Raw genomic sequence first — 10824 nt, 5'->3', positions numbered from 1 at the left:
GCCTGCACGGGGGTGCAGCAGGGCGCTGCTGCGTGTTGATCTCTCGACACTGGCACCCGCCCTGCGCGCATGTTTGCACCGCCCTATGGGTAAGCCAATGGCCCGCCGCCGGGCCGTCAGGCCAGAAGACGCCGCGCGATGACCTGCGCCTGAATTTCAGCCGCGCCTTCAAAGATGTTGAGGATACGCGCATCGCACAACACCCGGCTGATGGTATATTCCAGTGCAAAGCCGTTGCCACCGTGGATTTGCAGCCCGTTGTCTGCCGCCGCCCAGGCCACGCGCGCGCCGAGGAGCTTGGCCATGCCGGCCTCCACATCGCAGCGCACGCCATTGTCCTTTTCCCAGGCTGAGAAATAGGCGAGCTGCCGTGCAACCATGATTTCAACCGCCATCATCGCCAGCTTGGAGGCGACGCGGGGAAATTCGATCAGGCTCTTGTCAAATTGCTTGCGGTCTTGCGCGTATTTCATCGAGATATCGAGCGCTGATTGCGCCACGCCGATGGCCCGCGCCGCCGTTTGAATGCGGGCACTTTCGAAGGTTTCCATGAGCTGCTTGAAGCCCTTGCCTTCTTCGCCGCCCAGCAGGTTTTCGGCTTTCACCTTGAAGTTATCAAAGCCGAGCTCGTATTCCTTCATGCCGCGGTAGCCCAGCACCTCGATCTCGCCGCCTGTCATTCCCTCGGTGGGGAAGGGGGCCTCATTGGTGCCCGGTTTCTTTTCCGCAAGGAACATCGACAGGCCTTTGTAACCGTCTGTGTTTGCGTCGGTGCGGGCGAGCAGCGTCATCACATGGGTGCGGGCGGCATGGGTGATCCAGGTCTTGTTGCCGGTCACTGAGTAGGTGTCGCCGTCCTTCACGGCGCGGGTGCGCAGGCTGCCAAGGTCGGAGCCGGTGTTCGGCTCGGTAAACACCGCCGTTGGCAGGATTTCGGCGCTGGCGATCCGGGGCAGCCAGCTTTCCTTTTGCGCCTGGGTGCCGCCGCAAAGGATCAGCTCGGCGGCGATCTCGGAGCGGGTGCCAAGGGAGCCAACGCCAATGTAGCCGCGCGACAGTTCTTCGGAGACCACAACCATCGAGGCTTTCGACAGGCCAAACCCGCCAAACTCTTCGGGGATGGTGAGGCCAAAAACGCCCAGCTCGGCCAGTTCCTCGATGATCTCCATCGGGATCAGCTCATCCTTGAGGTGCCACTCATGGGCGTGCGGCTCAACCCGCTCTACAGCAAAGCGGCGGAACTGCTCGCGGATCATTTCCAGCTCATCGTCCAGCCCGCTCGCGCCGACGGTGATATTGGCCGATTGCTCCTGCATCAGCGTCACCAGCCGCATCCGTGCGTTCTGGCTGTTGCCGCTTGCAGTGAGGGTAGCGACTTCGGGCGTGGTGAAACTGGCGATCGCATCGGCGCCAAGCCCCATATCCTGCACCCGCAGCATTTCGCCCTGGCTCATCGGGATGCCGCCCGCGATCTGCGCCAGATACTCGCCAAATGCGATCTGGTGGATCAGCTGCTCGACCTCGCCGAATTTGCCATCGCCTTCCAGCCGCTCGGCCCAGGCCTGCATCTGCTCCAGCGCCTGCACATAGGTGGCCAGCCACGCCAGCCCATGCGCTGCTGTCTGGTTTTCGTCAACCGCTGCGCCCGTGACCCGGCCATCCACCGAAAGATCGGCCTTCAGCGTGGCTTTTGCGGTGTCCAGAAGCGCCTTGGCGGGGGCCACGGCGGCCTTGGTGAGGCGGGTCAGATCGGGGAGCAGCGGGCTTGTCATCGTCAGGTCCTGTCCATCATGCGGCATGGGGGGTCTCCTTGGAGTCGGGGTCGTGCCGGGGATACGCATTTTGCAGGTGCAGCGCAACTTAATTTCGCCGTGAGTGGCGCGGGGGTATAATAATGTCGTGGCCGATTTTTCGCCTGATCGGGCGGCCTGATTGGGCGTGCAGCCCCCGGTGCCACGCGATAAGAGGCAGCATGGACGTGCTCACCCAGCTCCTTTCTCCCGGCCTTCTGGTTTTTGCCGTTGCCATCACGTTCTTTGGCGGCGTGGTGAAGGGGGCTGTGGGTTTTGCGATGCCGCTCATCATGATTTCGGGGATGAGCCTGCTGATCGAGCCAAAGCTGGTGATCGCCGGGATCATCCTGCCCATCGTGATCTCGAACGCGCTGCAAGCCGCCCGCTGCGGCATTACCGAGGTGATTGCGGCGCTGCGCGATTACTGGGTCTATACCCTTATCGTGTGCGTGATGATCCTGATCTCGGCGCAGCTTGTTTCGTTGATCACATCGAGAACGATGTATCTGGTGCTTGGGGTGCCGGTGACGGTGCTGTGCGCGATCCAGCTGGCGGGCTTGCGCGTTTCCATACCGCCGCACCGCCGCCCGTTGGCCTCGGTGGTGGCCGGTTTCATTTCGGGGGCGATTGGCGGGCTGGCGGGCACATGGGGGCCGCCGACAGTGCTGTATCTGGTGGCGATTGATACGCCCAAGGCGCGCCAGATCGTTGTGCAGGGGGTGATCTATGGGCTTGGCTCGGTAATGCTGCTTTTGGGGCATCTGCGCTCTGGCGTGTTCAACAGCGAAAGCATGTGGTTCTCCGTTGTTTTGCTGCCGCCCGCGCTGATTGGCATGTGGTTTGGCTTTCGCATCCATGACCGGATTGATCAACAAACCTTCCGAAAGGTCACGCTGGCGGTGCTGATGATCGCGGGGCTTAACCTGATCCGCCGGGGGGTGATGGGCTAGAGCGTGTCGCGTTCATTCGAATTCACGCGACACGCTCTAACTTATTGATTTCGCATGTTCGAGAAGCTCAAAACCGGTTCTCCCTTTTGAGCAACATGCTCTAGGCGTGGCGGCTACCCGCGTGGCGGCCCCGCAAGATCGCCGCTCAACAGGCTGGCCGGGTCACACAGGGTTTCGGCACCGGGGAAATCCTTTGCCGGGATCACGGTGAAATTCACCCGATACAGCACCGCGCCCGCGTGGGTGGCCTCCATCACCCATGTGCCGGTGACCATCTCGTGCGGGTAATCAAAGCGGTAAAGATGGGTCGAGAAGCCATCGTCGGTGTAGTTGGCGCTCCAGCTTTGCTCGGTGGTGCCAGACTCGGTGAAGGGCGGGTGGATCACCCGGAAGGTTGCGCCCGCAATCGTGAGCCCATCAGCGGCGCGGGCCCGAACCCCAAAGCCAAGGCCGGGCAGGGCGGGCACCACGGTGCCCAGCGGCGAAAGCTCTGGCGCCTTGTCAAACACATCGACCGAGCCGCGTTCGGTGCCCGGCGCTTCACGTGAGCCGACGATCTCTACCTTGCAGTTCAGCCCCACGGTGATCTCGGCGATCAGCGCTTGGTTGACCTGAATGTCGCTCGATGTTTCCTGCGCGGCCAAGGGAGCCACCAGGGCCACCACCGCCAATACCGCACCCAACAAAATCCGCATGCTCAACCTCCCGCCCGGATAGGCGCAGGTTACGCGCCTCAGCGCCCCATGCAACCGCCACGCCCGCCAACAAAAAACGCCCCGGCGCGAAACCGGGGCGTAAATCTTGCAGATCGTCAACGCTATCAGCCGATGGCGACGGCCTTCACATCATCGTCAATGTAAGGATCATACTGCGCGAAGTTCTCGGCGAACATCTCAACCAACTTCGCGGCCTGCGCATCATAGGCGTCCGTGTCGCCCCATGTGGAGCGCGGATCAAGCAGCCCGCTGTCCACATTGTGCACGTTGACCGGCACCTGGAAGCCAAAGTTCTCGTCCTTGCGGAAGGTCGCATCATGCAGTGACCCGTCCAGCGCGGCAGTGAGCAGGGCGCGGGTGGCCTTGATCGGCATCCGGCTGCCGGTGCCATAGGCACCGCCGGTCCAGCCGGTGTTCACCAGCCAGCAGGTGGCGCCGTAGCTGTCGATCTTTTCGCGCAGCAGGTTGCCATAAACCTCGGGGCGGCGCGGCATGAAGGGCGCCCCAAAGCAGGTGGAGAAGGTTGGCTCCGGCTCGGTCACGCCACGCTCGGTGCCCGCCACCTTGGAGGTGAAGCCCGAGAGGAAGTGATACATCGCCTGCGCCGGGGTGAGCCGGGCAATCGGCGGCAGCACACCAAAGGCATCACAGGTCAGCATGATGATATTCTTGGGGTGGCCGCCAAGCGCGGTTTCGGAGGCGTTGGAGATGTAGTGCAGCGGGTAGGCGCAACGCATGTTGGCGGTCAGGCTGTCATCCTCGAAATCCAGGTCCTTGGTCTCGGGATCGTACACCATGTTCTCGATCACGGTGCCAAACATCTCGGTCGTTGCGTAGATTTCCGGCTCGGCCTTGGGGCTGAGGTTGATCGTTTTGGCGTAGCAACCGCCCTCGAAGTTGAAGGTGCCGCGATCCGACCAGCCATGCTCATCGTCGCCAATGAGCGTGCGGTCAGGGTCTGCCGAGAGGGTGGTTTTGCCGGTGCCCGAGAGGCCAAAGAACACCGCCGCATCCACCGGGTTGCCGGTGGCGTGGTTGGCCGAGCAGTGCATCGGCATGATGCCTTTTTCCGGCAGCAGGTAGTTCATCAGCGTGAACACAGATTTCTTGTTTTCGCCGGCGTATTCGGTGCCGCCGATCAGGATGAGCTTCTTGTCGAAATTCAGCGCGATCACCGTATCAGAGCGGCAGTCATGCTTGGCCGGGTCGGCCTTGAAGCTGGGGCAGTTGATGATGGTGAACTCAGGTTCAAAGCTCTCCAGCTCGTCGCGCTCGGGGCGGCGCAGCATGTGGCGGATGAACAGCGAGTGCCATGCAAGCTCGGTCACCATGCGAACATCAAGGCGCTGGGCCGGGTCAGCCCCGCCAAAGAGGTCCTGCACGAAATAATCGCGCCCCTTCATGTGCTCCAGCATGTCTGCATAGAGCGCATCAAAGCCCTCGGGCGACATTTCGGCGTTGTTTTCCCACCAGATGGTGCTTTCGGTGGTGGCGCTGCGGACAACATGCTTGTCCTTGGGCGAACGCCCGGTGAACTTGCCGGTGGTGCACAAGAAGGCGCCCCCTTTGCCGAGCTCGCCTTCATCACGCTTGATGGCCTGCTCTACGATCGCCGGTTCCATCAAGTTGTAATAGACGTTCCCGAGCCCCGTGATACCTTGATCTTCCAAGCGCTTTGCGGGGTTGACGCGTCCAATGCTCATCTGGTTCTCGGCTCCTGAAACCGTCGTTTTTCTGTCATGTTCTGACGGTAACGAACGGTCAGAACATTTCCCCCGACCCAGGGGAACTGTGGCCCCTATAGCACGCCAAATCTGTATTGGAACCGCCGCTTTTGCCGCGTTAGCGCAACCAGCGTCAGTTTAACGCAAACATCGGCCGAGCCGCACGAGTGCTCCACAGTTGTGATGCAGTCGAGACATCACAAGTGATGCAAATTAGCCATTCGTTCTCACTTTTGCGGTTCAAATAGGCCCCAGGATACAGGCGATTCGCAGTTAGTTGTTGATTCCAAAGGCCCGATTCGGGATGTTGACGGCAAAACATAGCTTTGAGCAGCACAAAAATAAGGAATACAGGCATGTCGAGAATTGCTCTCGTCGACGATGACAGGAATATCCTGACTTCGGTTTCCATGACGCTTGAGGCCGAAGGCTTCGAGGTTGAAACCTACAATGATGGCCAGTCCGCGCTGGACGCCTTCAACAAGAAGCTCCCCGACATGGCCGTGCTCGATATCAAGATGCCGCGGATGGACGGGATGGACCTGCTTCAGCGTCTGCGCACCAAAAGCACCATGCCGGTGATCTTCCTCACCTCAAAAGACGATGAGATCGACGAGGTGCTTGGCCTGCGCATGGGGGCGGACGACTATGTGAAAAAGCCGTTCTCCCAGCGCCTGCTGGTCGAGCGCATCCGCGCCCTGCTGCGCCGCCAGGAGGTGATCGGTGGCGATGGCCCAACCGAGGCCGAGGCGAGCCAGGTGATGGTGCGCGGCGATCTGGTGATGGACCCGCTGCGCCATGCCGTTAGCTGGCGCGGCAAGGATGTGTCGCTCACCGTGACCGAGTTTTTGCTGCTTCAGGCGCTCGCGCAACGCCCCGGCTTCGTGAAAAGCCGCGATCAGCTTATGGATGTGGCCTATGACGATCAGGTCTATGTGGATGACCGCACGATCGACAGCCACATCAAACGCCTGCGCAAGAAGATGCGCACCGCTGATGATGAATTTGCCGCCATCGAAACGCTCTATGGCATCGGCTATCGTTACAACGAAGAGTGAGGCTGCGGCGCGGCGCGGAGGGTTCCCCAGTGCGGGATACCGGTCAAAACACATATGAAGAGGATGTCGTCCTCGGGGAAGACTGGGAAAGCCCCCAGGACTTCGATAGCGACATCCGTGAAAAGCGGGCGCGGCGGGGCTTTCTGACGCTCAATCGCTCCCCTTTGGCGCGCAAGATCATCACCTTCAACCTGTTGGGGCTGCTCATCCTTGTCGCGGGGGTGTTTTACCTCAACCCGTTCCGCGACAGCCTCGCCATGCAACGCGAGGCCGGGCTTGTGGCCGAGGCACAGCTTATCGCAGACGTGTTTGAAGCGCAGATCGGTGACATCCCGGTGGAACTTGGCGCCTCTGGCCTGGATGCTCAAGCCGTGGTCGACGGCCTTGATCTGAACTCGGGCGTTGAGGTTTTTGTGTTTGGCGGCGCCGACACCCTGCTCGGCTCCACTCTGGGGCTTGAAGGGGAAGGGGCCGTCACCCCCGCCAGCAACGAACGCCGCACTGTTATCACCGATGTCCTCAATGCGATCTGGGATGGGATGTCTTCTATCTTTTCCTCGCAACCCGCCGATTTCCCCGATGTTGATCCCGAAGGGCTGGCCCGTGCTCTGGTGAGCGAGGCGGCGAACGGTAAAACCACGGTAAAAACCGGCTCTGATGCAAAGGGCGGCACGATCTTCTCGGTCGCCACGCCGATTGTTGCAGGAAATCAGGTGGTTGGCGTGGTGGCGATCACCTCGGCGCGGGGTGAGATCGACACGCTTGTGCGCTCTGAACGTGAGCAGATCCTGCAAATGTTCGTCATCGCCATCCTCGTCTCCGTTGGCCTGTCGCTGCTGCTTGCCTCCACCATCGCCAACCCCATCGCCGATCTTGCCTCCGCCGCCGAAATCGGCCGCGAGAAGAACGCCCGCTCGATGCGGCCCAATCGCGTGCGCATCCCCGATCTGACCGGCCGCCCCGATGAAATCGGGCGGCTCTCGGGGGCGCTGCGCGGCATGGTCACCGCGCTTTACGACCGGATTGAAGCCAACGAACAATTCGCCGCCGATGTCAGCCACGAAATCAAGAACCCGCTTGCTTCCCTGCGCTCTGCGGTTGGCTCGCTGCGGATGGTCAAAAAGCCAGAACATCGCGAAAAGCTGCTTGATGTGATCGACCATGACGTGCGCCGCCTTGACCGGCTGGTCAGCGATATTTCCAACGCCTCCCGGCTGGACAGCGAGCTGGTGAAGGAAGAGGAAGAAGCCTTTGATCTGCTGAAACTGATCGGCAATATCACCACATATCTGGGCGAAGAGGCGCAGCGCAAAGGCGTTGAGTTTATCTCTGATGTGCCGAGCCAGCCGATTCGCATCACCGGGCTTGAGGAACGCCTGGCGCAGGTTTTTGTGAACCTCATCACCAATGCCATGTCGTTTTGTGAAGAAGGCGATGCCGTGCGCGTCTGGGTGCGCCGCCGGGAAGATCGTGTGCTGGTGGTGGTTGAGGATACCGGCCCCGGCATCCCCGAACAGGCGCTCAACAAAGTGTTCAACCGCTTCTATTCGGAGCGTCCGGAAGGCCAGTTTGGCGATCACTCCGGCCTTGGCCTTGCGATCTCCAAGCAGATCGTCGAGGCGCATGGTGGGGTGATCTGGGCCGAAAACATCCGCCCAACCGATACCGACATCACCTCTGAGCCGCTGGGCGCCCGTTTCGTGGTAGGTCTGCCCGTCTGATCCGCGCTTGGCGCCCGCCCCGGTTACCTTAGCGCAAAGGCAGCCCGCCCATGACCGCCGCCACATCTGATCCGTTCTTTCATGGCAGTGCCGTCACCCTTGAGGGGCGCGGCGTGCTGATGATCGGGCCTTCGGGCGCGGGCAAATCGGCGATGGCGGCAGAGCTTGTGTCTCGCGGTGGTTTGCTGGTGGGCGATGATCGCTTGCAGATGAGCCACGAGCCACAGGGCCTTTTCGCCGCGCCGCGCCCCGGCTTTGAAGGGCAGCTTGAGTGCCGGGGCGTTGGCATCCTGACCGTGCCGCACACCCGCCGCGCCCGGATACATCTTGTGGTTGATATGGGCCGCGAGGAACGTGACCGCCTGCCCCCGCCACGCGAAATTTTATTGCTGGGGTGCAAACTCCCCTTGCTTCATCGCGCCGGAGATGGCCATTTTGCCGCAGCCCTGATGCTGCAACTGCAAATGCTTGATCCGTGATGCCCGCAAACCCTGACCAACCAGATCTTTCCACCAGCCTCGACGGCCTGCCCATTCAGGGCGGCGCGGTGCTGCGGTTGGTGTTGGTGACTGGCCCGGCCGGGGCAGGGCGCAGTTCGACAGTGAAGGTGCTGGAAGATCTGGGGTACGAAACCATTGATAACCTTCCGCTCTCGCTCATCCCGCGCCTGCTGGAAGGCAGCGCCAGTGGGGGTGCGCTGGCGCTTGGGGTAGATGCCCGCAATCGCGAGTTTGATCCGCGCCGCTTCCTTGATCTGGTCGATCAGCTGGAGGCGCGCCCCGACATTGCCCAGGAAGTGCTTTACCTTGATTGCGCGCCCGAGGTGCTGCTGCGGCGCTATAGTGAAACCCGCCGACGCCACCCTCTGGCCCCCGATGAAAGCCCGGAAATCGGCATCGCACGCGATTTTGACCTGATGTCAGACATTCGCGAGCGCGCCGATGTGCTGATCGACACATCCGACAGCTCGATCCACGACCTGCGGGACAAAATCTCAAACCTTTACTCGCTTGAGGCCACCGTGCGCCTTGGCCTCTCGGTGCAGAGCTTTTCCTATAAGCGCGGGCTGCCGCAAGGCCTTGATATGGTGTTTGATTGCCGCTTCCTGCGCAATCCGCACTGGGAGCCCAGCCTGCGCCCGCTTGATGGCCGCACCGCGGCTGTGGCCGGCTATGTGGCCGATGACCCGCGCTTCGCGGAGTTTCACGAGCGCGTGCGTGGCCTTGTCGAAATGCTCCTCCCGGCCTTTCTAGAAGAGGGAAAGTCTCATCTCTCGATCGGTTTTGGCTGCACCGGCGGCAAGCATCGCTCCGTGACCCTTGCGGAAAGCCTGGGGAAAGAGCTTGCAGGGGCCGGGTGGCGCGTGTCTATTCGGCATCGGGAGATCGAAAGGCGGGCAGGGGTGCAGGCAGCGGCGGCCGAAACGAAGGCCGATTTGCCAACCGCCAATCCGGGGAAACAGGTTTGATCGGAATTATCATCGTTGCGCATGGTGGGCTGGCGACAGAATATCTCGCCGCCGTTGAGCATGTCGTGGGCAAGCAGGCTGGCATTCAGGCGATCGCCATTGCCCCTGATTGCGACCGCACCCGCAAACAATCAGAGATATGCGTTGCCGCCGATGATGTGGACGAGGGCGATGGCGTTGTCGTGGTCACCGATATGTTCGGCGGCTCCCCTTCCAACCTCGCCTTGCTGGCCTGCCGGGCCGCAAATCGCAAGATTCTCTACGGTGCCAACCTGCCGATGCTGGTCAAACTCGCGAAATCCCGCCATCTCGGGATATCTGATGCCGTTGAAACCGCCATGGCCGCTGGCCGCAAATATATAAACAGCTATGACGGTGGGCAGGGCTAGAGGGGCTATTGATGGCAGTGCAACGCTTGGAAATCGTGAATGAAAAAGGGCTGCATGCCCGCGCCTCGGCCAAGTTCGTGGAATGTGTCGAGAGCTTTGATGCAGAGGCGGAGGTGTCAAAAGACGGTTTGAGCACTGGCGGCGACAGTATAATGGGGCTTTTGATGTTGGCAGCGTCAAAGGGAACCTTTATTGAAGTCGAAACACGCGGTGCCGAAGCCGACAAACTTGGGGCCGCCTTGGCAGAACTGGTCGCCGACAAGTTTGGCGAAGGGATCTGAAACGGTGCAAGGGGAGGCCGGGCCGCTTGGTCGAAAGCTACCAACCCAAGACGATGAACATGCGTCGCCGCCGTCAAGCGGGCGATGACCTGTCGGCGCATGTCTCCATTGCGCAGCCCAAACAGGCCGCCTTGCAGGAAGAACCCTATGATCGCCGCCGCCTGAGCTACGCCAATACCTTCACCAACCCGTTCCACGCGAACGCGATCCGCGTGATGGAATGGATGACAGCCAAGATGCATCTGTTGCGCCGCATCCGCCAGTTTGAGGCGATGGGCGTGCCGTTTGGGCAGGGTTTCTGGTCGCAAGCGCTGGGTGCCATGGGGATCGAGCTGCAAACCCCGGCCGAGCAGATTAAGAATATCCCCACCGAAGGCCCGCTGGTGATTGTCGCCAACCACCCGCACGGGCTGGTTGATGGCATGGTGCTTGCGGAGCTGATTGGCCGCCAGCGCACCGATTACAAGATCCTCACGCGCTCGCTGCTCACCGGTGTGGCCGAGATTGATGATTTCATGATCCCCGTGCCCTTCCAGCACGAGCCGAACGCGTTGCAGTTGAACCTTGAGATGCGCAAAAAGGCGATGGATCATCTTTCAGAGGGCGGCTGCGTGGTGCTTTTCCCCGCGGGCGAGGTTGCCGCAGCGAAAGACTGGTTTGGCCCCGCGATCGAAAAGGACTGGCACGCCTTCACGGCCAAGATGATCCTGCGCTCCAAGGCGAA

At 61.1% G+C, this 10824-nt stretch carries 11 protein-coding genes; 8 read left to right on the top strand and 3 right to left on the bottom strand.

The genetic code is table 11. The features are described from left to right. Positions 1-116 precede the first annotated feature (116 nt). Positions 117-1799, bottom strand: coding sequence for an acyl-CoA dehydrogenase family protein (locus P1U55_RS05845; RefSeq protein WP_301046592.1), 1683 nt, complete (start codon positions 1797-1799; stop codon positions 117-119). A 173-nt stretch (positions 1800-1972) separates the two neighbouring features. Here P1U55_RS05845 and P1U55_RS05840 point away from each other — a divergent pair, with 173 nt between their 5' ends. Continuing rightward, positions 1973-2743 carry a sulfite exporter TauE/SafE family protein gene (locus tag P1U55_RS05840; RefSeq protein ID WP_301046591.1) on the top strand — a complete coding sequence of 257 codons (771 nt, stop codon included), beginning with the start codon at positions 1973-1975 and terminating at the stop codon, positions 2741-2743. Between the two features lie 113 nt (positions 2744-2856). Here the strand turns inward: P1U55_RS05840 and P1U55_RS05835 are convergent, their stop codons facing one another. Together P1U55_RS05835 and P1U55_RS05830 are read right to left on the bottom strand one after the other, a co-directional pair. Next, the gene (locus tag P1U55_RS05835) at positions 2857-3438 is read right to left on the bottom strand and encodes a DUF3859 domain-containing protein (RefSeq protein WP_301046590.1); all 582 of its coding nucleotides are present in this window, start codon (positions 3436-3438) and stop codon (positions 2857-2859) included. Between the two features lie 125 nt (positions 3439-3563). After that, the gene (locus P1U55_RS05830) at positions 3564-5162 is read right to left on the bottom strand and encodes a phosphoenolpyruvate carboxykinase (RefSeq protein ID WP_301046589.1); all 1599 of its coding nucleotides are present in this window, start codon (positions 5160-5162) and stop codon (positions 3564-3566) included. A 377-nt stretch (positions 5163-5539) separates the two neighbouring features. On the opposite strand from P1U55_RS05830, the gene P1U55_RS05825 reads away from it, so the two are divergent. The 7 genes from P1U55_RS05825 to P1U55_RS05795 all read left to right on the top strand — a co-directional run. Continuing rightward, entirely contained in the window at positions 5540-6241 is a 702-nt protein-coding gene (locus P1U55_RS05825) for a response regulator transcription factor (protein ID WP_301046588.1), read from the top strand. 29 nt (positions 6242-6270) lie between these two features. Next, positions 6271-7962: a sensor histidine kinase gene (locus P1U55_RS05820; RefSeq protein WP_301046587.1), complete on the top strand. Its 1692-nt coding sequence runs from the start codon at positions 6271-6273 to the stop codon at positions 7960-7962. 50 nt (positions 7963-8012) lie between these two features. Beyond that, on the top strand, positions 8013-8441 hold the full coding sequence (locus P1U55_RS05815) for an HPr kinase/phosphorylase (RefSeq protein WP_301046586.1): 429 nt from the start codon (positions 8013-8015) through the stop codon (positions 8439-8441). Next, positions 8441-9430 (top strand): RNase adapter RapZ, encoded by a 990-nt coding sequence (gene rapZ / locus P1U55_RS05810; RefSeq protein WP_301046585.1) that lies wholly within the window; start codon positions 8441-8443, stop codon positions 9428-9430. Before P1U55_RS05815 ends, rapZ begins: the two co-directional genes overlap by 1 nt. Then, entirely contained in the window at positions 9427-9819 is a 393-nt protein-coding gene (locus tag P1U55_RS05805) for a PTS fructose transporter subunit IIA (RefSeq protein WP_301046584.1), read from the top strand. The genes rapZ and P1U55_RS05805 overlap by 4 nt, the downstream gene beginning before the upstream one ends. 11 nt (positions 9820-9830) lie before the next feature. Further along, on the top strand, positions 9831-10100 hold the full coding sequence (locus P1U55_RS05800) for an HPr family phosphocarrier protein (protein WP_301046583.1): 270 nt from the start codon (positions 9831-9833) through the stop codon (positions 10098-10100). Between the two features lie 26 nt (positions 10101-10126). Beyond that, positions 10127-10824 (top strand): 1-acyl-sn-glycerol-3-phosphate acyltransferase (locus tag P1U55_RS05795; RefSeq protein WP_301046582.1); only part of this gene is annotated, 698 nt, incomplete at its 3' end.

Source organism: Vannielia sp. (assembly GCF_029212645.1).
Classification (GTDB): Bacteria; Pseudomonadota; Alphaproteobacteria; order Rhodobacterales; family Rhodobacteraceae; genus Vannielia.
This window is presented reverse-complemented; position numbering and strand designations above follow the sequence as displayed.

Bases quoted from the DNA above. Each gene is read 5' to 3' on its own strand.
- P1U55_RS05800 (WP_301046583.1), top strand. From the start codon at position 9,831: ATGGCAGTGCAACGCTTGGAAATCGTGAATGAAAAAGGGCTGCATGCC.
- rapZ (WP_301046585.1), top strand. From the start codon at position 8,441: ATGCCCGCAAACCCTGACCAACCAGATCTTTCCACCAGCCTCGACGGC.
- P1U55_RS05840 (WP_301046591.1), top strand. From the start codon at position 1,973: ATGGACGTGCTCACCCAGCTCCTTTCTCCCGGCCTTCTGGTTTTTGCC.
- P1U55_RS05815 (WP_301046586.1), top strand. From the start codon at position 8,013: ATGACCGCCGCCACATCTGATCCGTTCTTTCATGGCAGTGCCGTCACC.
- P1U55_RS05845 (WP_301046592.1), bottom strand. From the start codon at position 1,799: ATGCCGCATGATGGACAGGACCTGACGATGACAAGCCCGCTGCTCCCC.
- P1U55_RS05830 (WP_301046589.1), bottom strand. From the start codon at position 5,162: ATGAGCATTGGACGCGTCAACCCCGCAAAGCGCTTGGAAGATCAAGGT.
- P1U55_RS05835 (WP_301046590.1), bottom strand. From the start codon at position 3,438: ATGCGGATTTTGTTGGGTGCGGTATTGGCGGTGGTGGCCCTGGTGGCT.
- P1U55_RS05825 (WP_301046588.1), top strand. From the start codon at position 5,540: ATGTCGAGAATTGCTCTCGTCGACGATGACAGGAATATCCTGACTTCG.